24 protein-coding genes and 1 pseudogene are annotated in these 25,184 nt (G+C 35.9%); 22 read left to right on the forward strand and 3 right to left on the reverse strand.

What is annotated here, in order from left to right; translation table 11 throughout:
- The first annotated feature begins 3 nt into the window (after positions 1-3).
- From MHB55_RS06055 to MHB55_RS06065, 3 genes are all read left to right on the forward strand, one after another.
- Positions 4-1,143 carry a GerAB/ArcD/ProY family transporter gene (locus MHB55_RS06055; RefSeq protein ID WP_144537830.1) on the forward strand — a complete coding sequence of 380 codons (1,140 nt, stop codon included), beginning with the start codon at positions 4-6 and terminating at the stop codon, positions 1,141-1,143.
- Positions 1,118-2,209, forward strand: coding sequence for a Ger(x)C family spore germination protein (locus MHB55_RS06060; protein ID WP_340862826.1), 1,092 nt, complete (start codon positions 1,118-1,120; stop codon positions 2,207-2,209). Before MHB55_RS06055 ends, MHB55_RS06060 begins: the two co-directional genes overlap by 26 nt.
- 858 nt (positions 2,210-3,067) lie before the next feature.
- The gene (locus MHB55_RS06065; protein ID WP_191696442.1) at positions 3,068-3,211 is read left to right on the forward strand and encodes a hypothetical protein; all 144 of its coding nucleotides are present in this window, start codon (positions 3,068-3,070) and stop codon (positions 3,209-3,211) included.
- Positions 3,212-3,263: 52 nt separating this feature from the next.
- Here MHB55_RS06065 and MHB55_RS06070 read toward each other — a convergent pair whose 3' ends face one another.
- Entirely contained in the window at positions 3,264-4,946 is a 1,683-nt protein-coding gene (locus MHB55_RS06070; protein ID WP_340862827.1) for a sensor domain-containing protein, read from the reverse strand.
- Between the two features lie 131 nt (positions 4,947-5,077).
- Positions 5,078-5,269 (reverse strand): spore germination protein, encoded by a 192-nt coding sequence (locus tag MHB55_RS22255; RefSeq protein WP_445678228.1) that lies wholly within the window; start codon positions 5,267-5,269, stop codon positions 5,078-5,080.
- Between the two features lie 535 nt (positions 5,270-5,804).
- On the opposite strand from MHB55_RS22255, the gene MHB55_RS06075 reads away from it, so the two are divergent.
- From MHB55_RS06075 to MHB55_RS06100, 6 genes and pseudogenes are all read left to right on the forward strand, one after another.
- On the forward strand, positions 5,805-6,011 hold the full coding sequence (locus MHB55_RS06075) for a spore coat protein (RefSeq protein ID WP_144538241.1): 207 nt from the start codon (positions 5,805-5,807) through the stop codon (positions 6,009-6,011).
- 16 nt (positions 6,012-6,027) lie between these two features.
- Complete coding sequence (locus MHB55_RS06080; RefSeq protein ID WP_340862828.1) at positions 6,028-6,390, forward strand: spore coat protein; 363 nt, start codon at positions 6,028-6,030, stop codon at positions 6,388-6,390.
- 24 nt (positions 6,391-6,414) lie between these two features.
- The gene (locus MHB55_RS06085; RefSeq protein WP_151110717.1) at positions 6,415-7,551 is read left to right on the forward strand and encodes a zinc-dependent alcohol dehydrogenase; all 1,137 of its coding nucleotides are present in this window, start codon (positions 6,415-6,417) and stop codon (positions 7,549-7,551) included.
- Between the two features lie 249 nt (positions 7,552-7,800).
- Positions 7,801-8,898, forward strand: coding sequence for an L-dopachrome tautomerase-related protein (locus MHB55_RS06090; RefSeq protein ID WP_340862829.1), 1,098 nt, complete (start codon positions 7,801-7,803; stop codon positions 8,896-8,898).
- 624 nt (positions 8,899-9,522) lie between these two features.
- Positions 9,523-9,706: pseudogene (locus tag MHB55_RS06095) on the forward strand (DUF1569 domain-containing protein); the annotation flags it as partial.
- Between the two features lie 83 nt (positions 9,707-9,789).
- Positions 9,790-10,326 carry a GrpB family protein gene (locus tag MHB55_RS06100; RefSeq protein ID WP_151110713.1) on the forward strand — a complete coding sequence of 179 codons (537 nt, stop codon included), beginning with the start codon at positions 9,790-9,792 and terminating at the stop codon, positions 10,324-10,326.
- 210 nt (positions 10,327-10,536) lie between these two features.
- Here MHB55_RS06100 and MHB55_RS06105 read toward each other — a convergent pair whose 3' ends face one another.
- On the reverse strand, positions 10,537-11,451 hold the full coding sequence (locus tag MHB55_RS06105) for a LysR family transcriptional regulator (RefSeq protein ID WP_340844304.1): 915 nt from the start codon (positions 11,449-11,451) through the stop codon (positions 10,537-10,539).
- Positions 11,452-11,567: 116 nt separating this feature from the next.
- On the opposite strand from MHB55_RS06105, the gene MHB55_RS06110 reads away from it, so the two are divergent.
- The 13 genes from MHB55_RS06110 to MHB55_RS06170 all read left to right on the forward strand — a co-directional run bounded on the left by MHB55_RS06110 (position 11,568) and on the right by MHB55_RS06170 (position 25,180).
- Positions 11,568-12,131, forward strand: coding sequence for a flavodoxin family protein (locus MHB55_RS06110; RefSeq protein WP_340862830.1), 564 nt, complete (start codon positions 11,568-11,570; stop codon positions 12,129-12,131).
- Between the two features lie 315 nt (positions 12,132-12,446).
- Positions 12,447-13,229, forward strand: coding sequence for a transporter substrate-binding domain-containing protein (locus tag MHB55_RS06115; protein WP_144538243.1), 783 nt, complete (start codon positions 12,447-12,449; stop codon positions 13,227-13,229).
- Between the two features lie 33 nt (positions 13,230-13,262).
- Positions 13,263-13,928 carry an amino acid ABC transporter permease gene (locus MHB55_RS06120; RefSeq protein ID WP_144537847.1) on the forward strand — a complete coding sequence of 222 codons (666 nt, stop codon included), beginning with the start codon at positions 13,263-13,265 and terminating at the stop codon, positions 13,926-13,928.
- A gap of 12 nt (positions 13,929-13,940) precedes the next feature.
- Positions 13,941-14,684, forward strand: a complete 744-nt coding sequence (locus MHB55_RS06125) for an amino acid ABC transporter ATP-binding protein (RefSeq protein ID WP_340862831.1) — start codon at positions 13,941-13,943, stop codon at positions 14,682-14,684.
- A 461-nt stretch (positions 14,685-15,145) separates the two neighbouring features.
- The gene (gene fadH / locus MHB55_RS06130; protein ID WP_154311220.1) at positions 15,146-15,916 is read left to right on the forward strand and encodes a 2,4-dienoyl-CoA reductase; all 771 of its coding nucleotides are present in this window, start codon (positions 15,146-15,148) and stop codon (positions 15,914-15,916) included.
- A 217-nt stretch (positions 15,917-16,133) separates the two neighbouring features.
- The gene (gene cbpB / locus MHB55_RS06135) at positions 16,134-16,586 is read left to right on the forward strand and encodes a cyclic-di-AMP-binding protein CbpB (RefSeq protein ID WP_144537856.1); all 453 of its coding nucleotides are present in this window, start codon (positions 16,134-16,136) and stop codon (positions 16,584-16,586) included.
- 117 nt (positions 16,587-16,703) lie between these two features.
- Positions 16,704-17,579, forward strand: coding sequence for a LysR family transcriptional regulator (locus MHB55_RS06140; RefSeq protein WP_340862832.1), 876 nt, complete (start codon positions 16,704-16,706; stop codon positions 17,577-17,579).
- A 58-nt stretch (positions 17,580-17,637) separates the two neighbouring features.
- Positions 17,638-20,034 carry a hypothetical protein gene (locus MHB55_RS06145; protein WP_340862833.1) on the forward strand — a complete coding sequence of 799 codons (2,397 nt, stop codon included), beginning with the start codon at positions 17,638-17,640 and terminating at the stop codon, positions 20,032-20,034.
- A complete protein-coding gene (locus MHB55_RS06150; RefSeq protein WP_340862834.1) occupies positions 20,034-20,963 on the forward strand; it encodes an ABC transporter ATP-binding protein in 930 nt (309 codons plus the stop codon). Before MHB55_RS06145 ends, MHB55_RS06150 begins: the two co-directional genes overlap by 1 nt.
- Position 20,964: 1 nt before the next feature.
- Complete coding sequence (locus MHB55_RS06155) at positions 20,965-21,813, forward strand: ABC transporter permease (protein WP_144537863.1); 849 nt, start codon at positions 20,965-20,967, stop codon at positions 21,811-21,813.
- 12 nt (positions 21,814-21,825) lie between these two features.
- On the forward strand, positions 21,826-23,304 hold the full coding sequence (locus tag MHB55_RS06160) for a hypothetical protein (RefSeq protein ID WP_340862835.1): 1,479 nt from the start codon (positions 21,826-21,828) through the stop codon (positions 23,302-23,304).
- Between the two features lie 11 nt (positions 23,305-23,315).
- Positions 23,316-24,308, forward strand: a complete 993-nt coding sequence (locus MHB55_RS06165; RefSeq protein WP_154311215.1) for an AAA family ATPase — start codon at positions 23,316-23,318, stop codon at positions 24,306-24,308.
- On the forward strand, positions 24,305-25,180 hold the full coding sequence (locus MHB55_RS06170) for a DUF58 domain-containing protein (protein ID WP_340862836.1): 876 nt from the start codon (positions 24,305-24,307) through the stop codon (positions 25,178-25,180). Before MHB55_RS06165 ends, MHB55_RS06170 begins: the two co-directional genes overlap by 4 nt.
- Positions 25,181-25,184: the final 4 nt, after the last annotated feature.

Here is a 25,184-nt window from a genome sequence, read left to right on the forward strand (position 1 = left end):
CTGATGGAAGCCCTTCAATTATTTAATAAGAATGAAACCTACAATGGGTTCTATATCATGTTGATGGTAAATCGCCTCCAAATGCTTTACTTTTTTTTGATTATGCCAAGGTTTTTAATCCATTCATATATGATTTGGGTGATTATAGTGGTCGGCATATTGTCTCAACTAAACATTCTTCTTTTATCCAAATGGTTTTTAACCCGATTTTCTAGTGCCGGTTACAACGGATTTGTCCAATTATTCGGAAAAAAACTTGTTCGTCTCCTCTCATTCTTCGGTTTGTTCTTTATCCTGCTTAAACTTTTCGTGATTATGTTAGGATTCACGGAAATGGTACAAATATTTATGTTTCCAGCTACAGATTCAAATTGGCTTATCTTTTTTATTCTGTTGTCTTGTTTGTATGTAGCATGGAAGGGCATTGAAAAAACTATCCGTTTTGTCGTAATTTCATTTTTGTGCACATTTTGGATGTTCTTTTTCTTTGCTTTTTTCTTCTTTCCTCCAATAGCTCAACTCAGTGATTTGTATCCAATTATTCCAATGGAATTAAGTGGGGATTCCTGGAAAGGAATATTATTGATTTTGTCTTCATTTTCCGGGCCTGAATTTCTGGTATTTTTGGGATCATGGTTTAAAACAAATAATAAGACATTTCGTTATTTGTCATATGGGAATGCTCTAACCGTTATAGAGTATGTATCCTTATATATGGCTTCCTTATTCTATTTCGGTTCCAATTATTTAAGCAAAAGTCCATTTCCAATTGTCACTATGGCCCGTTATTTTCAAAATCCAGTAATTGAACGCATTGATATGGTCATGCTTTCTTTGGAATTATTTAACATCGTCTTTGCGAGCTCAATTTTTCTTCTGTTGTTTTATGGAGCATCTAAAATAGCTAATGGAAAAGTGGATAAACCACCCAGTCGAGTAGGCTTTTTATTCAGTGTATTCATTATTTTAATTGGAATGATTCTTGTGAATGAATGGATTTGGAAGTCAGATGAAAAGCAGGTTATTTTACTTAATCTTCAAATTTTAGCAGGGAGCTTAAGTTATTTAGTGGTTCCAATTATTATCGTAGCGATGAAGATAAAGGGGGTTAATAAACATGAGACTACGAAAGAAAATGGCTAAAAAATTTTCAATTATATTTTTTGCATTATGGTTAACTGGATGTGCTCCTTTTACTGAAAATAACATTATTGAAGAGCTTGCTCCAGTCACATTTTTATCACTTAGTAAAGGGGATGAAGGGAAAATAAAAATCAGTACGATATTGCCCCCTCTAAGCAAAGAAAAAAAGAGTGTAATGACGCAAGAAGTAAGCTTAATAAAGGAGGGATTAATGGATTTTAATTTTAACTTCTACCAGGAAATGAAATCCGGGCAAATGCGAATGCTGATAATTAATGAAGACCTCGGAAAAGAGGGGATTATGTCCGTTATTAATGTGTTATTGAATGATCCGGATATTTCTTTGAGAATCTATTTAGTTATCGTAAAAGGAAATTTTGAAGAATACTTGGAAAATCAATTAGACCAACAAGAAAATCTTGATTACTCTTTTTACCGAATGCTGAAGCACTATGAGGAAAAAAATCAGGGAGAATTAAGTGTCATTAATCTACATGAATTTAAAAATTTGTTATATACTCCTTATTCAGCTCCTTTCTTACCTGTATTCAAAATAGAAAATGACGCTATCATCTATGAAGGTACAGCCCTGTTTCAAAATGATAAACTAGCTGAAATAATAACAACTTTTGATGATCGTATCTTCCAGCTGTTAAACAATGATCACTACTTAGCGGTTTTACCGATCCCAGAAATAGAAGTTGTTCTAGGTCATGTTAGGTCTAAAACGAAAGTGGATATCAATAAAAGCTTGTCTAAAATGACCTATACAGTTAATGTAGATTCAAGAATTGAAGAATACCGGGGAGAAAAGCAATTATTTGACCCAAAGGATTTAGAAGATTTGAAAAAAGATATTCAATCCAATCTTGAAAGACAAACACAAGAACTATTAAAAAAGATGCAAGAATTGAATGTGGATCCACTACAGCTAGGCATTCATACATTAAAACCATTCTCAAAACCAATGGATGAAAAAAAATGGATTAAACTTTTCGAGAAGATGGAAATTAAGATTGATTATCAATTTAATATTCAGCCTTTGACGGATTCAAACGGACACTAAAAAACATTCCAATCAAAATGAATTGCGGTAATATACCAAGAGTTAATTCAACTTTTCCTTGTTTGTTTTTTTACAATATTGATGCTATCTTGAACCCATCTAATCGGTTAATTTTGTACTCAGCATCAGATGCCATACCTAATAATAGCTTTTCTATATGACTTTCAACTAGGTTCATATCTTAAGGACAAACGAGATTCTTCCAAAATTGAGGATTGTTTTCAAAATCCTTTTTTTGTATGCCTATGTATTTTGGCAACTTCATTTGAGTCGAAATTGGTGCTGCGCATATTTGCAGTGGAAGTATCTAGAGCGCTTTTATTTAACACACCAAGTGCTCTATTCATTGAATGACCTTAAAAAGAACAGCAAAACATTCAAGTAAAGAAATGTTCTATTCAAACAAATATTAAAGAAACTGAAACGAAGATTGATACAAATGAGTCCAAAATTGACCAAATTATGGCTCAAATCCAAGCGTTGGATAATGAAATTATGGCAACCGAGAAAAGTATTTTAGCAAGTATGGATGATGAGGCTGGAACATTTGAACCTTATTTTTAAATATGTTGATAATCAAAAGAAAATACCTAAATCCACGTTGGATCATTGGGACCTTGATATAAATACAAGAACATATTCAAATTGCCATTTAACGAAATGTAGATATCGAAGTCAAGACAGGAAAAAAATGAAAGTTCATTTTTCTAAGAGGAAGAATAACCTGGATTGATCTAAAAAGAACAATTTGAAACTAAATCGCATTTAATACATTTGGATGAATGTGGATGTTTTTGTATGAAAATAGAGTCGAGTTGTTAAACATGAGATAATAAACAAAAAGAAGAAGTAAAACGATTGATAGAGGCCATGATAAAGAAAATGCCTCGAGAAAAAGCAATGGATAAATTAAGCCAACTACTACATATATCAAATGAAAACTTTGATGAGCTGACAGAATATTGTTGTATGTCAGATGAAATAGAAACCACCAACCGTTAATTTGGTAGGTGGCTGTTTTTAGATATTTTTTTGTTGGCCATAAAAGTTTTTCTTATTGGACTAAAGGAATTAGGTAGGTTTCTTCAATTTCATCCGCAGTTAAAGGTGGGTTGAACAGATACCCTTGGCCACTGGGACATCCAAACTTCCTAAGGAGATTTACATGCTTGTCTGTTTCAATTCCTTCAGCAACTACATTTAGGTTTAAATTTATTCCTATATCAATTATTGATTTAACAAGAGCCAAGTCCTTGGAATCGTGCATTCCGCCACGAATAAAAGACTGATCAATCTTCAACGTATCTACGGGTAGTTTCGTTAATAGACTTAGAGAAGAGTAACCCGTCCCAAAGTCGTCTATCGAAATGCCAATACCCATTTTTTTAAATTGTGAAAGGATAGGAAGTACTATTTCAAAATCTTCAAAAACGCTTTCTGTCACTTCAACCTCAAAATATTTAGGTTCCACATTTGTGGACATCATGCACATTTCTATATACTCAGTTAATTTGGTATAGCGAAACTGATGAGGAGAAACGTTCACTGACACTTTAACAAGAGAATATCCTTTTGCCTCCCATCTAGAGATCTGATTTAAAGCCTCTTTGATAACCCATTTCCCGATTTCATCTATTAAGCCTGTTTCTTCAGCAATTGGAATAAAATCCATAGGAGGTACATTACCAAGCACGGGGTTTCTCCAACGAATTAGCGCTTCCAGTCCATTGAGTTCTAAAGTGGCCAAATCTATCTTAGGCTGATAATGAAGAAGAAACTCATTATTTTCAATTGCTTTCCGCAGTTCTGTTTCAACTGTAATTTTTTGGTCTTGCTTTTCCTTTAGGCGTTTATTAAAGATCTTGAAATTATTTTTGCCAGCTTGTTTTGCAGAGTACATAGCCATGTCCGCAAGATTTACCAGTTCAGTTAAGTCGGTACTATCAGAAGGAAAGTAGCTTACGCCTATGCTAGTAGTAACATATATTTCATTTCCTTCAATGAAATAAGGAACCTTGATTTGTTCAATAATCTGTTCAGCAATCATAAGAGAAACATCTTGGCTTTTATTGGTGATTAATACGATAAATTCATCACCGCTTAAATGGAACACAGAGATGGATTCATTTTGGATTGATTTTAATGTTTCAGCTATTCCTTCTAGCAACGCATCACCCACTCTATGTCCAAACTTATCATTTATCAGCTTCAACCTGTCGATGTCCATAAATAGAACTGAAACTGTATTGGAATGCTTTATGTCGGCAAGTTTTCTTTCAAGACTTCTTCTGTTAGGAAGATTGGTTAATTCATTATGATTTGCTAGGAAATCGATATGTTGTTCCTTGATTTTAATGTCGGTTAAATCCCTTACAACGCAAACAATTTTGTTTGTTTCTTCGACTTTGGAAAGCGTAAGCTCTTGCGGAAATTTCGTTCCGTCTACTCTGGTTCCAACTGTTTCGCCTCTCCAAAGCCCTCTTTCATTTAAGATGGGAATAACAGAAGAATTTAAAATTCCTTGCAATGCTTCTTCATCGTAGCAAATATGCCAGGTGTTATTCAACAGATGTTCTTTAGTAAATCCATACATGGTGGCATGAGCTTCATTTGCAAATACAAATTTACCATCTTCATCTGTAATGCCAATTCCATCTATTGAAGAATCCAAACCATATGAGTATTCAATCAAAGTCAACTCTGTCTGGCTTAATCCTTTTATATTTCGCTCTTTCATTGTAACCCCCTAATGACCCAACATAATTTACTTCTTAATCTTATTTTTTATCGGTAAAGAGAAGAGAATATGAAGGTAAAATCAGATTCACAACACTTGCAAGGGACTTCTTTAGAAACGAATTTGAATGATCAAACATCTGTAGTAGATTGCTGAACAGACCGTCTCTGTCCACCTTGTGTGCTCGCACAAACCCCTTTGCTTATTCCGTCGATGAGCGTAATAGTTTCACCCGCCATTAATGCGGTTAGTAGTTTTTTCCAGTCGCTAACTACTTTAATTTCGCCTACAGCAATTACATCTTCGGTGAGAACTTCTAACACGTCTTATGGTATGAGTTTTTCACTTAAATTTTGGTTATTCATAATTGATTCGATTATAAAATCCTTAACCGATTGATTGTCAACCATTCCTTTTATATATAATGGCTATTTTTATTTGAGAATTATGACCAATTTTTAAAGGGCGGATTACGATATCTGAACTGTTTCCTGTTTTTTGTTTAATGCCTTCAAGATTCTTGGACAAAGAGCTTTCAATGAGGTTTGGTGATCTATTGTTGGATTGATTTTGATTGTTTATCCTTTGGATCTTTCTATCATTTTTTGGATTCTTTCGTTTTAAAAATGAAAACATAGCTCAAATACCTTTCTATTTCATCCCATCTTTTTCATGAAAGAACCTTTTTAAACACATTGGAAAAAGATTAGTCACGAATAAAAGTCAAATGGAAGATTTCTCTTGAAGATTATAAATCTATTTTAATCATACACACCGTTTAAGGATCTTAATTTTTCTGAATATAAATCTCATTTTTAGGGCAATCTTCAATGGATGATAAAATTCGGAGGTGGAGGAATGTTTGAAAAAAAATTAGCACTTCATGAAACTTTGGAATTTCATGAAGTAATTAACTTTAAGACAGTATGTTTACTCAAATCTAAAATGATGCAAGGTATCGTTTTTGACCAAGATCTAAAAGCACTACTGGAGAAGGACGTAAAACAATCTATACCTGCTTTAACTGCAATGATTAAATTATATTCAAATTCTGAATTAAAATAATCGGAGGTCAGATCGTATGAATGACTATTTAGACCCTATAAATTCTGTTGGCATGCCGGAACTTACTGATTCAGGGATAGCCCTTGAATTTTTGTTATCAACAAAAACTGGGATTAGAAACCTTTCAATTGCATTGACAGAAACGGCAACATCTACAATTAGAAAGTTATTACAGGAGCAACTTGATGTAACCATTGCCTTATATTCCGAAATTGTAGATCTCATGATAAAAAAACAATGGTTAAACCCATATGATTTGGAACTTCAAAAACTTTTGGATATTAAATCCGCTCAAAATGCAGTAGATATAGCTAATTTAAATCTCTTTCCGGGGGTTACAAATCGGAAAGGAATGTTTCCAAGCCCACCGAAGAAATAATGAATAAAGAAGGAGATTTCAATAATGAAAGCTGTTACTTTTCAAGGTGTTAAAAATGTTCAGGTAAAAAACGTGAAAGACCCAAGCATCCAAAAAACGGATGATATTATAGTTAAACTTACTACTACTGCCATTTGCGGATCAGACTTACACTTAATTCATGGGATGATACCGAACCTAGGAGAGGATTATGTTATTGGACATGAACCTATGGGAATTGTAGAAGAAGTCGGTAAGGATGTAACGAAAGTTAAAAAAGGGGATCGTGTTATAATCCCATTTAATATAGCATGTGGTCAGTGTTGGTACTGTAATAATGAATTAGAAAGTCAATGCGACAATGCGAATGAAAATGGAGAAATGGGCGCATATTTTGGTTACTCAGATACGACGGGTGGGTTCCCAGGTGGTCAAGCGGAATTTATGCGAGTTCCATATGCTAATTTTACACCTTTTAAGATTCCAGAAAACAGTGAAGTAGCGGATGAAAGTTTAGTGTTACTTGCAGATGCTGCATCAACAGCATTTTGGAGTGTAGACAATGCGGGAGTGAAAGCAGGGGATACGGTCGTAATTTTAGGATGCGGCCCAGTTGGTCTGTTAGCACAAAAATTCGCGTGGCTAAAAGGTGCTAAAAGAGTTATTGCAGTTGATTACGTTGGTTATCGTTTAAAACATGCAAAACGTACGAATAACGTAGAAATAGTTAACTTTGAAGATCATGAAAATTGTGGTGAATATTTAAAGGAAATAACAAAGGGTGGAGCAGATGTAGTCATTGACTGCGTAGGAATGAGTGGAAAAATGACTCCACTGGAATTTCTTGCATCTGGTCTAAAATTACAAGGAGGAGCCATGGGAGCTCTAGTAATTGCAAGTCAAGCTGTTCGCAAAGGTGGAACAATTCAAATTACAGGAGTTTATGGGGCACGTTATAATGCATTCCCATTGGGTGACATCTTTCAACGAAATGTGAATATTAGGACTGGCCAAGCTCCAGTTATTCACTACATGCCGCATATATATAATTTAATTGCAGAAGGTAAGGTTGATCCAAGTGATATTGTCACTCATGTACTTCCTTTAGATCAAGCTAAGCATGGTTATGAAATATTTGACACCAAAATGGAAGACTGTATAAAAGTTGTACTAAAACCGTAAATATACCGGGTTAGTTTTCGAGCATCTCTTATGAGATGCTTTTTTAGATTTTGGAAAGACTAATAATTTTATTCCTTTATAGAAAAATGCTCGTGATGAAATATTATTTAATCAGAATTTGTTAATTTGTTGTATAAACATGGATTGTCCCCATCCAATCACGATAGAAATAATTATCAATTACTAGGCATTAAAAGAAAACTTCAGCATATATAGGTATATTCGTTCAAATTTGATGAGGAGGATAACATGCAACCTATTTTACCTATGGAAAAATATTTTGGGCAGTTTGAACTGGTGCATGCTTTTTATGGGGCTATGCCTACAGGTGTCAGCGTTTCCGAAACTGGTCGTATTTTTGTTTGCTTTCCGAAATGGGGAGACAACGTTCAATTTACTGTGGCGGAAATTGTTGAGGGTGAATTGCAGCCTTATCCCAGTTTAGAAGCTAATTTGGTTAATACTAGAAATATTACGATGTCTTTCGTCAGTGTCCAAAGTATTGTTGCTGATGGAAGAGGAACACTTTGGGTATTAGACACAGGGGCACCAAATTTTTCTGAACCTATTCAAGGGGGAGCAAAATTAATTGCTGTTGATTTAAGCACGAATACAATAAGGAGAGTATATACCTTTACAGAAGATGTTGTCTTGCTAACAACTTATTTGAATGATATCCGTTTGGATTTTCGGGTTGGAAGAGCAGGCTATGCATATATAACAGATTCTTCTTCCAGAGGGCCAGGGGGCATTATTGTCGTAGATTTAGAAAGTGGGAACGCGTTTAGACGGTTAAATGGGGCAATATCAACTTCACCTGATCCCTATTTTTTACCGAAAGTAGAAGGTGAAATTTTGATGAATCGAAACCCGGACGGCTCGACTTTCCCATTTAAATTGGCTTCCGATAGTTTAGCAATTTCTTCTGATGGAAAGGTTTTATTTTATGCTCCGCTAACCAGCCGACAGCTGTTCTCAATCTCAACAGAAGCCCTAAGAGACAGTAGGATACAGGACATTAATTTATCCCAATATGTGCAGTATTGGGGGGAAAAAGGCGCGTCTGATGGAATGATCACCGGCGCAAAAGGAACCATTTATACGGGAGACTACGAAAACAACAGTATCCGGAAGATATTGCCGAATGGCGTAATGGAAACCATCGCACATGACCCGAGAATTTTATGGCCGGATACTTTTTCGATTGGCCCCGATCAATACTTATATGTCATAGTGAATCAATTACATCGGCAGGCGAGATTTCATTATGGAAGAGACTTGCGGGAAAAACCATACAGTTTATTTCGTATGAGAATTGATGAATTCCCTGCTCCTACCTTTTCATAATAATCTTAAACGAAGGTAGCTATCCCTCATGGGGGAGCTGCCTTTTTTGTCAGTAAATAAGAAACAGGCATCTGTGCAAGAAACGATTCGGATTATAAACTACAATAAAAGATCTACCTTATTCTAAAAACGAACCCTCAGATGAAAAAGAAGCAAATGGTGAAGTGGGTACGATTATAATCAACTGCTGAATTAAGTTTTAGTGATGGAAATCTGATGTGTTTGAATATTTTAAACGTATTTATTCATTCTTTTATAAAATGTTAGTAAATAAAGGAGCCGCTGTTTTTCCAGCTATTTCTTAGAATTTGTAATCAAGGAGTTAGAGTGTTTTATGGGGAAGAAGATATATCCAAATTAATAATTAAGAAGACCCCTGTCTAATAGTTAGAAAAAGTGAGATTGGACATTAATAAGTCTATTATTTCCGGTAGATTATTAGTATAGACTCCACTAATCATTCTCATTCTCTGTGGTTAAGCACTGATTTTGCGCTTCATGGATGGCTAACGGGTGCTTTACTTCAAGATGGGGTAATGGTATTTTCTTGTTGAAATAAATGGGCATTTAGTTCAGTAATCAATTAGCGATATGTGGTAACAAATATGCAAAGGGGTTACAAAAATGAAGGATATTTTTAATCAATCGGACTCAGAGGAAATTTTAACGAATAGACAATTTAAGCCGAAATTCAAAACCACAATGGGGTAAAATGGATGTTGCCAAAATGCTGGCACATTGTTCATCCTTCCAAGACATTGCAATGGGAAATACTTTTCCTCCGAGAGGCTGGTTAGGAATATTAATAAGAAGGAACTGAATACTGTTTTATAGAAGTTACAATTATAAGGGGGAGAAAAATAATGATTAAATTAGTTTTAATGAATTCGGATGAGTAATCTGTCTGGTATTGTAATAGTTACATACAACGAGAAATGGGAAAAATCATTCATATTATTAGAAGGTTTCCTTAAAAAAACTTTAGGTGATTTAATAATATGCGTGGAACACGTTGGAAGCACATCAGTTAAAGGGCTGAGTGCCAAACCAATTCTAGATATAGATGTAGTAATAGAAGATTATTGTGTTTTCCCTGCTGTTATAGAAGGTCTTAAAAAGATAGGTTACTATCATCAAGAAAATTGGAGTTTTGAGGGTAGAGAAGCCTTTGGAAGAAAGGATCCATTAGTTCCGTGGGATGAAAAAAATACAAATTGGATTGAACACCATTTATATGTGTGCAATAAAGATAGTAAAGAACTAGCCAGACATTTAGCATTTAGAAATTATCTTCGTAACAATACAGAGGCAGTTGCTGAGTATGAACAGTTAAAGAAATATTTGGCAAAGAATGCGATAGACAGAGCAACTTACACTGAGGGTAAAACTAAATTTGTTAGTGAGATATTAGAGAGAGTTATGAAATAATGTATTTAGTGTGCCTATAATAATTAATATTTTTTAGTATCTTGTTCAACTAATGGGTGCTTCACTCCAAGAAGGAGTAAAGCTTTTTTTCTATTGAACTTATGCAGCAGTTTAGTTTAATTTAATAAGAGTTTTAAAGGGGGGGAGAACTTGAATAAAAAAAAATTGATGTACAGTATCTTTACTTACAAGAAACCTGAAGGCAGTATTTCAGGTTTCTTTCATTTTACATTGAATGTTCTTGTAATGCCCGCGAACGATTTGAATAAAATCCTCTAAATAAGAGGGGATATGCTTGTCTTTATGCCAAGCTATCTCTGTATAAATTTGATTCAATGCTAAAGAAATAGGTAATTGTAGTAACGAACCACTGTTAAGTTCCTTTTCCACAACCATTCTGGGTAAAAGTGCAATGCCCAATCCGGCAATCGCACATTGTTTAATAGCTTCAATACTGACAAATTCTATCACGTTGTCAGGGTATATTCCTTCTAGTTGGAACTTACTTTCAAATTGTGTTCTATAAGAACAGCCTTTCTCGGTTAATAAAATCGTTTCTTTTGCTACTTCCTCTAAAGTCAGTTTTTCTTTTTTATGCAAATGATGTGTAGGGGGTGCGACTAGCATTATATTTTCTTCTAGCAAAGTTTCAGTATGGATGGTTGACACAATCTTTCGTGTATCGGTGATGAATGCCAAGTCTAGAGTATCAGTTTGTAATAAGTTCTTTGCAATTTCGTTCGTATGGACAGGTTTAAATATTAGTTTGACTTGAGGATGCAACTGTATAAATTCCTGTAGTATAACCGGTAATCTGTATGTACATTGACTTTCTTGTGCACCAATTGTCAAGATTGGTTTAAGTTCATTTTCACCTGTTACTGCATCGCGCATTTCTTTATCGAGTTTGATCATCTTTTCGGCAAAATGTTTTAATTGCATACCAGCCTCTGTAAGGAAAATCCGTTTCCCTAATCGTTCAAATAGAGGTGTTCCTAGCTCTTCCTCTATTGATTTGATTTGTGCTGTAATACTTGACTGTGCATAATCCAACATTTTAGCTGTTTGAGTAAAATTTAAAGTCTTTGCAGCAGTTAAGAATGTATATAAATGCTTTGTTTCCAATGCTTCCACCTCTATATCGAAATATCCGATTGATTTAATCATTATATTCAGCTTTATTGATTCTTGAGGCAATTATATACTTTTTACACAGCGATGCATAGGAAGGAGTACGGAATATGAAGATTACAATACTTGTTGGTAGTTCGAGAAAAGGTGGAAATAGCGAACTCTTGGCGGATTTTGTAGTACAAGATATTGAACATGAAAAAGTGTATATAAAAGACTTATACATTCGACCGATTGAGGATTTACGTCATACAAGAAATGGCTTTCAGGCAGTTAATGATGATTATGATAGATTGGTTGAAGCAATAATGAAAAGCGACGTGTTAATCTTTGCAACACCGATTTACTGGTATAGTATGTCAAGTTTAATGAAGAATATGATAGACCGATTTAGTCAAGCAATTCGAGATGAAAGATATCCAAATTTGAGAGAGCATTTAAAAACAATACGAGCAATCGTTGTAGTTGTTGGTGGCGATGACCCAAGGATAAAGGGGCTGCCTCTTATTCAGCAGTTTCAATATACATTTGACTTTTTAAATATGCCTTTTTCATCTTATATTATTGGAGAAGCTAATCAACCGGAGGAAATACTTAAAGACAGTCGCGCTTTATTGCAAGCTGCTTGGTTAAATGAAAAACTCAAATCAGAACTATACGCTGAGGAAGAATAGATGGTTATGAAAGCAACTACAGGTAGAGAATCGGAGCTCCTTAGAGAAAATATCATAAGTAAATGAGGTATAATTAGATCATTTCTAGCCGTAGCAGTAAAAAGGCAGTAGGTACCCATCTACGAGACTAGCCCTTTCATAAATGAAACGTGTAAGGTATGTGATATACAAAGAGTGTCAGTCACCATTAAAGGTGCCTGACACTCTTTTGTTTATGCGGGGAGTAAATGGGGTAATTAACATTCATTAGTTAGCTACTCAGTTAGCTAAGGGTATTGTAGAAATAAAAAAGAGTGAAAGGGATTGATAGTTAGCATGTGGTTGAACAAAAAGTTAATATTGGTTTTCAGTTTGATCGTGATTTGCTTTTTATCTGCTTGTGCCGAGAAGGATAAGCTTGCCGACGGATCTGAACTTATACATAAAGATCAATTTGTTTTTGCTGCTTCTGGTGAGTTTAAACCATTTAGTTATATGAATGATGATCTCACCATGTCAGGCTTTGATATTGAGGTTGGCGAAGCCATCGCTAAGGAAATGGGTCTTAAGCCGGTTCAAAAGCGAATTAAATTCAAAGGGATTGTAGAAGGGGTAAAAACAGGCCGTGCGGATGCAGCTGTTGCTAGCCACACGATTAATTCGCAGCGGAGCGAACATGTTTCCTTCACTACGCCTTACTATTATTCTGGACCGCAAATTTTCACCAGACCGGACAGTCAAATTAAGACTGTCGACGATTTAGCGGGAAAAGAAGTTGCTGTAGCAAAAGGTTCGACTTATGCCGATACAGCCTCTAAGTATACAGACAAAATAAAAACATATGACAGTGATATTACAGCTTTACAAGCATTAAGCAGCGGACGTCATGATGCGGTAATCACAGATTTTGTTACTGGGAAAAATGCTGCAAAGGGAGGATTTAAGATTAAAGAGCAGCAGTTAATTGATCGTAGTGAACAAGCGATTGTGCTGCCCCAGGATAATCCAAAACTATTGAAGCGAGTAAACGAAGCGCTGGAGAAACTCCGGGAAAATGGGACCCTAACTCGAATTAGCATCAAATATTTTGGTGAGGATATTACCATTAAACCGGAATAAATCAATACCAGGGAAAGAAAGGAAGAAGATACATTGCCAAGTTTTTCACATTTTTTTCACACACTTATAGAAACAAAAGATGTATTCATACAAGCCATGATTTTAACATTAGAGCTGACTGCTGTTTCTATCTTATTCGGAATAATTATTGGTCTTTTCTTTGCCTTATTAAAAATCTCTAAAATAAAAATATTAGAATTCATTTCAGATGCATATGTCTATTTGGTCCGCGGAACACCGCTAATTGTTCAAATATTTATCCTCTACTTCGGAATAAGCGAGATTTTCCTCCTTCCTGATTTCTGGGCTGCTTCATTTGCCCTCGCGTTACATAATGGAGCTTATATTTCCGAAATCCTTCGAGGAGCGATTCAGGCAATCGATAAAGGACAGATGGAGGCAGGACGCTCTTTGGGGATGACAAAAGTACTGACATTACGGAGGGTTATTCTTCCGCAGGCATTCCGCCGAGCGCTGCCGCCTTTAGGCAACCAATTTATCATCGGGTTAAAAGATTCTTCGTTAGCCGCATTTATCTCCATGAATGAACTGTTCAATGTGGCGACAACACTAGGATCCAATAATTTTGACGAAATGACCTATTTACTCATTGTAGCAGTCTACTATTTATTGCTAGTGGCGCTGTTGACATTCGTAGTGAACCGATTTGAACTGAAATTAGCAGTAAGTGACAGATAGGAGACGAGGACATTGGACACAAAGGAAATGATTAAAATTAATCAATTGAATAAATCATATGGAGACTTACATGTATTAAAAAATATCGATATGACAGTTTACGAGGGCGATGTCGTTTGTTTAATAGGAGCGAGTGGCTCGGGTAAAAGTACTCTTCTTCGCTGTTTGAACTTTTTAGAAAGGAAGGATAACGGCAATATTATAATTAAAGGAAATGAAGTCGACCCAGGCACCGATAACCACAATAAAATTAGGGAAAAGGTAGGAATGGTATTTCAGCATTTTAACTTGTTCCCACACAAAACTGTTTTGGAAAATATTATCGAAGCACCTATTATGGTAAAAGGAGTTGACAAAGAGGAGGCTATCTCGAAAGCAAAACAATTACTGAATAAAGTAGGCTTGGAGGATAAGTTAGATGTCTATCCCAGTAAACTATCAGGCGGGCAAAAGCAACGGGTGGCGATTGCTAGAGCACTTGCGATGGAACCAGAAATTATGCTTTTTGATGAGCCAACATCGGCACTCGATCCCGAGCTTGTGGGAGAAGTTTTAACAACCATGAAAAAATTGGCTGAAGAAGGAATGACGATGGTTGTTGTTACCCATGAAATGGAATTTGCTAGAGAAGTAGCGGATTGGATTGTGTATATGCACGATGGAAAAATTGTCGAGCGTGGCAACCCTGAGCAATTTTTCAGCCATCCAAAGGAAGAGCGAACTCAGGAGTTTTTAAAGACGACATTTCTGAAATAAAATATGAAATTTTGTTTATATATCTAGGCATGACCGCGTATTTTAATTGTACTTGGACTTTTAAAACTATTGAATTTTGAGCTACCAACTATAATGTCATTGGACAATTTGTCCATTTACAACTTAGTTAGTAACCGTAGTTGTAAAGTTATGCATTAATATTCACATTTTAGTTCGATTATAAATTAAAATCACCTCTCTGATTTTCTGAGAGGTGATTTTTTTAATGGATATTAATCTTTAATATTGTAAAGGCTTTGTTTAGTGTTTCTAGATAAAGGGGGAAGTATTTTGAGATGCTTGTTATTTTTTATTGCCTTATAGGAAAATCATTAAGAATAGAAGAGGAAATCTAACCGCTCTTACACTTAATCAATGTAATAAAAGAGAGAGTGCTTTTACATACTGGTTATGCTAAAATATTGAGTGAATGTTCATTCAATTTATAAAGGGGTGTTTATATGTTGTTGAAAGGGAAAACGATTATTGTTACTGGTGGATCTAACGGTATGGGTAAATACATGGCAATGAGTTTCGTTGCTGAGGGAGCGAACGTAGTTATTACGGGTCGGGACAAGGAAAGGCTTGAAAATGCAAAGCTAGAAATAGCGCAGCATGGGGACCATATTGAAGTTTTTCAAATGGATGTAAGAGATCCCGATCATGTTGCTGCAATGGTAGAATTTACTGACAAGACATTTGGCAGTATAGATGGATTAGTTAACAATGCTGCTGGTAACTTTATTGTAGAGACAGCCAAGCTTTCTCCAAATGGCTGGAAGGCAGTGATTGATATTGTACTTAATGGTACTTTTTATTGTTCTAGTGCTGTAGGCAACTATTGGATCAATAAAGGAACGAAGGGCTCCATTATAAATATGTTAGCCACATATGCATGGGGAGCAGGAGCCGGTGTGGCCCACTCTGCAGCAGCAAAAGCAGGTGTTATGTCTTTAACTAGAACTCTTGCAGTTGAATGGGGCAGTAAATACGGCATACGAGTAAATGGAATCGCTCCAGGTCCTATCGAGCGAACTGGGGGAGCAGGAAAGCTGTGGGAATCAGAAGAAGCAGCGAAAAGAACAATTCAAGCAGTGCCTTTAAAACGTTTAGGTAAGCCTGAGGAAATAGGAGATCTGGCAACATTTATTATGTCCGATAAAGCATCCTATATGAATGGAGAAATAGTAACACTTGATGGTGGACAATGGTTAAATCAATTCCCATTTTAACTAATCATTTGTTTTAGATATAAGTTAGATAAAAATATAAGTGGGATATGCTGAGAGAGCATTAGTGGAGTACCTTGGTGTTAAATTGACCAACTAAGTCTAAAAAAATATAAATAAATTGTAAGCGATTTCATAGTTTTTTATTCCTTTCATATGCTATCATAGTTTTATAGGTTGTGTTTTCAATTAATGAAAACAGACAAAGGAGTAGGATTCAATGATATTTGTAAGTAGTAAGGATTTTTTACAAATTCCTATTAAGGATTTCATTATTTCAGCCGAGAAGGTTGCTCATGTGCAATTAGGCAACAATGCAGAACATGCACTTTTGGTATTAACGAAAACTGGATATTCATCCATTCCTGTGCTTGACGTTAAATATCGCCTTCAAGGATTGATTAGCACTCAACAGATTACAGATGAAATACTTGGTTTAGAGCATATTGAATATGAGCGTTTGCCAGATCTAAAAGTTGATCAAATTATGAAAAAAGACATTGCCTCTATTCATATTGAAGAAAAATTCCAAAAAGGTTTAGATCTGTTAGTTAATAATCCATATGTATGTGTCGTGGATGATGAAGGAACATTTATGGGAATTTTAACTAGAAGAGTTATTCTAAAGCAAATGAAGAAGTATTTATACCAATCCCAGGAATCTCAAGTATAATTATATATAGACAGAAAAAAAAAGGCCTTTTACAGAGGGCCTTTTTTTTATAGTAAATCCACCTAATAGTTAACTCCTGTTATTAAAAGAATACATTCTAAAGAAAGAGGCTAAAAAATGAATTCGGACTATCTTATTATCAAAACACTAGCGGAAGAACAAAATATGCGTAAAGCTGCAGAGAGACTATTCCTTTCTCAGCCAGCGTTATCTCTTCGCCTACAAACAATTGAGAAGGAATGGCAGACAAAATTGTTTTTACGTTCGCAAAAAGGTCTCACTGCTACTCCAGAAGGAGAGCTAGTAATTGAGTTTGCCAATAATATGCTACAGCAAAGAGAAGAAGTATTCGAAGCTATTCAATCATTGAGCTCTAAGGTTCATGGAACATTAAAAATTGCTTGTGCCTCTATTGTAGGTCAAAACTGGCTACCCAAAGTGCTAAAGGACTTTGTACAAACTTATCCGGAGGCTAAAATTTCCTTGTTAACCGGCTGGAGCTCCGAAATTGTAAAGGCAATATATGACGGGGAAGCTCAAATAGGAATTGTGCGTGGGCAAACAGATTGGAAAGGGAACAAAATGCACTTATTTAGAGACACGCTATACTTGGTTGACAAAGACATGACAGCTATTGACGATGTTTTGACTACAGAAAAGCCATTAATCCAATTTAAGAGTGACTCGAACTATTACCAAGAAATTCAGCAATGGTGGCAAAAGCACTTTTCTGTAAATCCTAAGCGTCAGATTATTGTCGACCAAATAGAAACATGTAAACAAATGGCGCTAAATGGGATTGGCTATGCTATTTTACCTTCAATTACGCTGACAGGCCATGAAAATGTGAATAAGATACCTTTAACGAATAACGAAAAAGAGTTTGAACTCACTCGAGATACATGGTTAATAGGTTACGACGCCTCTTTTGACCTTCCACAAGTTGACGCTTTTGTAAAAATTGTTAATGAACATGCGAAGAAATTCCAATAAAGGAACTTTCTTTGAGGAAAAACGTACTAAAATATATACATAATAGGAGGGAAAAAATATGCAGATACGCAAGTTTGCTTTGGTCATCGTTGCACTTTTTATCATTTTTAGTATATATCCATCAGATGCCTCAGCAGCTCCAAGCTTACAGGTCAAGATAAATCTTGGTTTTGACGGAAAGGCAAAGTATGGGGAAGGACTTCCTATAACCATTACTGTGGAAAATTCAGGTGATGCCTTTTCGGGGGATATCGTTCTTGATATGTTTGAATCTTATAATTTAGGTAATGGGCAAGCTATACCATTTGAAATAGGGGCTGGAGAAACAAAAACGCTCCAAATAGCTTCTTCTGGTTTAAGCGATGATTACTTATACTCAGGCTCCAATATTCAACTTGTTCATTTTTACGAAGGTGGCTGGGAAAAAGGAAAGTCAATTGATTATAAAGGATCTAAAAATCTTAAAGCTAACATGATGGATCCTTCTTCTGTATTTTACATGACACTGTCTAACAGTGCCGACCGTTTAACTGTTTTAAATCAGTTAAAGCAATCGAATGCTCAAGTAATTCATTTAGGTCAACTAAATAACTTTATTTTTCCATCAGAGGGTGTAGCCTGGCAAATGGCGGATTATATAGTTATTGATGAATTTGTCCTTGCGGATCTTTCAGAAGTTCAGCAGAATGCGCTTATTGATTATGTGAGTTCTGGGGGATATATCCTTGTCGGAGCTTCTGAAAATACATCGGCCGAGCTTGGATTACTATCTCAACATCTTCCATTAAATTTGCAAGGAGTTACAAAAAATCTTTCACCTGAAAAAATTAGTACTATAACTGGTGGTAAATTACTATCACAAGATCTTACTCTACACGATGCAACATTAACAGATGGAGGGCAGCCCTTAATCAACTTAGATGGGACATTGATAGCTGCTAAAAAATCACTAGGTAGTGGAGCCATTATTCAAACAACCTTTTCCTTAGGTGATTCACCTCTTGCAAAAGATGACGTTTATAAAGAGCTAATAAAAGCAGTGTTGCAGCCTGTAAATACGCAGGCAACTAATTATATGTATGGAAACAATCTTAAGGATCAGCTAGTCTATGAAATTGGAGAGACAAATTCATTGTTTGCTTCTTTTAAAGTTTCGACGCCTCTGATGATTGGTATTGTAATCATTTATATGCTTCTAGTCGGTCCGCTTCTTTACTTTATCTTGAAACGAAAGGATAAAAGAGAATATGCTTGGGGGATTATCCCATTGATCGCTATTTTAACTTCGGCTGGGATATTTGGCTATGGTGCAAAGGATCGCATCGCTCGACCTCAAGTGCAACAATCCTCTTTCTTATATGTTAATGAAGATGGTAGTTTAAATGGCTATTATGCCGAATCGATTTTAAGCAATAAGGGTGGAGAATTCTCTTTTACTTCACCAAATTCAACTTCTATGGTAGCACAACGAAATTTTAATTCCTTTACAGGGAATACTACTAATATACATGAAAATGTTATTCTAGAAAAAAGTTCCAACAGTTCAGATCTTACATTCAGGGATTTAGGGTATTGGTCCGTATCTTCTTTTTATGGAGAAACCTATATTCCAAATGCAGGGCAACTAGCTTCTGATCTTAAAGTGGAGGCCAGTAAAATAACCGGTACTTTAACTAATAATTTCCCATTTTCTCTTAAAGAAGTTTCGATTTGGTCCGGTTCAAAACTAATTGTGCTAGGAGACCTAAAACCTGGAGAACAAATGCAGGTCGACAAAGACTTAGGATCCGTAATGTTAAGCCCAACTTCTAATCCTTTTATTAATACTAGTGGTAATTGGGGACAAAATACAATGAACCAAGAAGATTTAATAACTCAACGTAAACAATCCTTATACTCTACAAGCAAATTAATTGAACAAACTGGTGGTAAGCCAGCGATTACTGCATTAGTAGAGGAGAATATTGTTCCAATTGAACTAAAAGGTAAAAAAGTAGAAATGTCTTCTCTAAACTTGCTAATTCAACCTTTTGAGGCAGAGACAATTTTATCAGGCGAGTTTACACTACCTGCAACTAGCTTTATGGTAAATGTTGAAACAAATTCTTTTGGAAAGTATATGGAACCAGTAGAGAATAGTAATTTTGAGTGGTATTTAGACGACGGTGAGTATATTACGTCATGGAAACTACCTCAGAATCTTCCTGTAGAAGGTGTAAATTACACACAATTACAAATAGCTAATACAGATCGAAACTCCCATACTATCGAGTTATTAAACAATAAAACAGAACTATATGAGCCTATTGAAGAAAGTAGATTTACAATAAAAGAAAATATATTAGATTATATCAATCAGGATGGAGAAATTATTTATAAATTAATTAAGGATTCCAATAATGGGGATCCATATACACGACTTCCAGAGGTACGTATTAAAGGGGAGGTTAAGTAATGATAGAGATTAAAGGACTAACTAAAAAGTATGGCTCGTTCTATGCTTTAAATGATTTAAATTTAACTTTACAAGAGGGAACTGTTTTTGGATTTGTTGGAGCAAATGGAGCTGGTAAATCTACCACCTTCTCCATATTAGCAACACTACTTCAGCCAACCTCTGGTGATGCGCTGGTGAATGGTAAAAGTGTTAAAACAGAGCCACATGAGGTTCGAAAACAGATTGGATATATGCCAGACTTTTTTGGTGTATACGACCAACTAAAGGCAAATGAGTATTTGGACTTCTATGGAGCTTCTTATGGCATACCGGAAGCAGAGAGAGCGGTTCTAATTCCTCAATTATTAGAGCTAGTCAACCTAACACATAAAAGATACGAATATGTAGATCTTCTTTCTAGAGGTATGAAACAACGCTTATGCTTAGCAAGAGCATTGATACATGATCCAAAGGTTTTGATTTTAGATGAGCCAGCCTCTGGTCTAGATCCGAGAGCTAGAATCGAAATGAGAGACATATTAAGACAGTTAAAGGATATGGGGAAAACAATCTTAATCTCCTCTCATATATTGCCAGAGCTTGCAGAAATGTGTGACGAGATTGGAGTCATTGACGGAGGCCGATTGATTGCCCATGGTTCGGTGTCAGAAATTCAAGCACAGCTTGCTGGCGAAAGGCATATAACCGTCAAAGTGAAAGGTTTGCTTGAAAATGCTACAGCCTTCTTTGAAGAGGATCCTTTTGCCTCTAAAGTAGAGACTGACCCGGTTAAAAATATAATTACCTTTAACTATAGAGGTACAGAGGAAGATCAAATTAGTCTGCTTAAAAAGGCAGTGGAACAGGAAATAAAGGTTATATCATTTGCAGAAACAGAGACAGATTTAGAGGATGTCTTTATGGAAATTACAAAGGGGGCGAAATAAGATGAAGCAAGCATTAAGTAATCCAGTGCTTATTAAAGAGATAAAATTACGTTTTCGCTCTCTAAAAAGTTTCACAGGAATCCTATTTTATCTTATTGCTATGTCTATTTTTGTGTTTGGTTTTATCCTGTTAACGACCTCTTTTACGGGCACAGGTTATTTTAGACCCGAGGAAAGCTTTTTCATGTTTGTAATGCTTACTTATATCCAGCTCGGTTTGATACTTTTTATCACTCCGGGTCTCACGGCGGGTGCTATCAGTTCGGAGCGAGAGAAACAAACATTGAACATATTATTAACAACATCGCAAACTTCTTTTCAAATTATTATGGGTAAATTGTCATCATCGATTGCATTCTTGCTATTACTGTTAGTAGCGGGCTTACCAGTGTATAGCTTTGTTTTTCTATTCGGTGGAGTTTCACCAGGGCAGCTCGGACTAATATTTTTGTTTTTCTTTTTAACTATGTTGGCGGTTGGTGGAATAGGAATTATGTATTCTACAATTATTCGAAAAACGATTGTGTCGATGATTGCAACATATGGTACGATGATTTTTCTAGCTGGGGTGACAGGTTTCATTTATCTCGTTCTTACAGGAATGAATAGCTTGGCAACTGGGGCATTGGCCACGACTCCTCAACCCATTGCCCATTTTTTTGCAACGATTAACCCGGTTATACTAATGATCAATTTAACAATGTCTAGTTCAACAGACTTTATAGGCCAAACTACAAATATAGATTTTCCAATTTGGGCTGGATATGCAATTTTTTATGTTTTGCTAACGGTTTTAACAATCTTTATAGCAGTAAAGAAACTGCGGGTTAATATGAAGAAATATAAGTAAGGAGGAAAATAAATGGAGAACAGAAACAGATTATTGCTATGGATTAAAAGAGCAAAACGCAGCCTTACAACAGAGCATTATTTTAAAATGTTACAAGGAGCTTTGTTTTACGCCTTTCTTTCTGTTGCTGTAATTCTACTAGTATCTCGCTTATTTGTTTTTCCCTATTACACAATATATGCCTGGTCTTTAGCGGGTATTGTATTTTTTCTTCTTTTAGGAAGAGCTTTTTGGAAGAGACCTACGAAAGAAACAGCATTGTATAAATTGGATTCTTTTTTTTCTGATAATGTCCTTTTAACTGCCGAATCATTTTTAAATAATAATTCTCCACTTGCTCAAGGAGTTTTGCAAAAAGCAGCAAAGAATGGCCAGGAAGCTTTGGATAAATTTAAAAAAAGAGAAAAGCATTATTTTCAGGCTAGGTGGTCCATAGGCTTTTTAATCTCCCTTGCAGTGGTGTTTTTATTAGCATCATTTCCTGCTACCACGCAGTTAGAGGCAAAGGACATTGAACAAGAAAAGCAAGTGATCAATGACATTAAGAAGGAAGTAGAAAAATTAGAGAAAAAAGAATTAGCTAAGTCAGTAAAAAAAGACTTAGAGGAATTAAAAGAGAAACTGAAAAATACTGAATTGGCCGAAGAAGCACTTAGAGAATTAATAAAAAAACAGAAGGAACTTGCATTAAAGGAACAAAAATTAGAGGAAAAGAAAGAATTAGCGAACAATGAAGGTAAAGAAAGTTCAGCTTTGTCAGAGAAAGAGCAGAAAGAACTTGCTTCCTTGGAAACAGCGAATAGCGCATTATCTCGAAGTTCTGCCACTGCGCAGTCTACTCTTAGCAAAATGGGTAAAAAGCTTCCGTTTTCATCAAATAATGTAGCACAAGGTAATCAGAATTCTAATAATAACAGTCCTAATACTAGTTCTAATAATCAACAAGGGCAACAAGGTCAACAAGGTCAGAATCAACAAGGTCAACAAGGTCAGAATCAGCAAGGTCAACAAGGCCAACAAGGTCAGAATCAGCAAGGTCAAGGCCAGGGTCAAGGTCAAGGTCAAGGCCAGGGTCAAGGTCAAGGTCAAGGCCAGGGTCAAGGTCAAGGTCAAGGCCAGGGTCAGGGTCAAGGTCAAGGTCAAGGTCAAGGTCAAGGTCAGGGTCAAGGCCAGGGTCAGGGTCAGGGCCAAGGTCAAGGCCAAGGTACGGGGGCTGGTAAAGGTTCTGGAGGAAGAGATCTGTTATCGATTCCATCAAGAATTGGGGGCACTGGAGAAACTACTATAGATGGTGGAAATCTTGGTGAAGGAAATTTCTCTAGCGAAGAACCAGCGGAGGCGCCAACTACTAGAGGCACAGCCAAACCTTATGAAGAAGTTATTAATGAATATTCAGATTCCTATTTGAAAAGCTCAGAACGAATGCAACTACCTTCTGATTTACAGCGGATTGTTCAGGATTACTTCTCGTCCGTAGAAAATAATAACTAATGGAGGAAACTATGGAGTTAACAACTGAAGACTATATGAATATGAGTAAAAGATTAGAGGAAGTGCGCCAAGAGATTGGTCAATTTATAGTTGGCCAAAAAGAGGCAGTAGAGTTTTCAATTTATTGTGTTTTAGCAGATGGTCATGCTCTTTTAGAGGGATTGCCTGGACTAGGTAAAACTATGCTCATTCGTACCATTTCTGAAGTGCTTGACCTTTCTTTCTCACGTATTCAATTTACGCCAGATCTAATGCCATCTGATATTACAGGTACGAGCATGATTGAACGATTAGAGAATGGAAAACAGCAATTTAATTTTCAAAAGGGGCCAATATTTAGTCAGATGGTGTTAGCTGATGAAATTAACCGAGCTACTCCTAAGACTCAAAGTGCTCTCTTAGAAGCAATGGGAGAGAAAACAGTAACTGTGCTTGGAGAAACTAAGCAGATGGATAGACCATTTTTTGTGTTAGCTACTCAGAATCCAATAGAAATGGAAGGGACTTATCCCTTACCAGAAGCACAAATGGACAGATTTTTATGTAAAATAATTGTTTCTTACCCAACTAAGGAAGAGTTAATGGAAATTTCTAAGCGAACTACTGGAAGCCAAATTATTGAGTTGAGTAAAATAATGAATGCACAAGATATTGTGACAGCACAGCAAATGGTGAAGGAAGTATTGATAGCTGATGATATGTTGGAGTACGCGGTAGATATTATCGCTGCCACTCACCCAGAATCTTCTGTAGTTTCAGAGGTACAGCAATATGTTCAATATGGAAGTGGACCTCGTGGTTTACAGAGCCTTATAAAATTGGCGAAAGCACGTGCCCTAGTAGCAGGGCGCTATCATGTTTCTATAGCAGATATTAAAACAGTGGTAAAACCAGTTTTAAGGCATCGTTTGCTGCTTAATTATGAGGGAGAAGCGGAAGGTAAAAGCGCGGATGACTTAATAGAAATTATTCTACAAACAGTTAAGCAAGGACAAAATGTATGAGTAAAGAATATTTAATCCCAAAGGATTGGAGCGGAAAGCTAAGTCGCTTGTCTTTAGCAACCAAGTCTAAACTACGCGGGCAACATAAAGGGTCTCATCGCTCGCAAAGATTTGGTGCTTCTCTAGATTTCTCTGATTTCCGAGAATATACACCAGGAGATGACGTTCGCCAAATCGATTGGAATGTTTATGCTCGGACAGATAAATACTTTATTAAGCGTTTTTTAGATGAGCAGGAAATGAGAGTACATATTTTATTAGACTCATCTAAGTCGATGGGTGATCCTCTAAAGTGGAATTTTGCAAGACAGTTAGCAGCTTCTTTAGGAATTCTTGTACTCCAAAGAGATGACAGATTATCATTTGCTGCCGTTACTAATGATAAAAATTTACCTTTTAGAAGAAAAGGAGCAACCTACCGGAAAGCATTTACCCAAGTAATAACTGATTTAGAAGAGCCTACCATGGCAGACTCCTTTGCAAAAAACGCCGTCTCATTTCTACCTAAAGACAGTACGGTATTATTCCTTATTACAGATTGCCTAGAAGACTTGGAAACATTAAAATCTCTTATACAAAAGCTACCTCGTTTTGCTGGAGATATACGAATTTTACAAGTTGTCACAAATGAGGAACTTGTTCCGTCTTATTCTGGAGATATTCAACTAGAGGATGTAGAAACTTCTCAGCGATTAAATATTTCTATGTCATCTAGAGTAATAGAGACATACGAACAAGAACATCAGTTACATCAGCGTGGTTTAGAGAATATTTGTAGTAAATTCGGAGTGAGACTTCTACAGGTAAATGCAGATGAAGGTATCTCTCATGTAATATTTCATCAATTACTACGAGCAAATTGGGTGCAATGAGGTG

It is taken from the genome of Psychrobacillus sp. FSL K6-1267, from assembly GCF_038003265.1.
Lineage (GTDB): Bacteria > Bacillota > Bacilli > Bacillales_A > Planococcaceae > Psychrobacillus > Psychrobacillus faecigallinarum.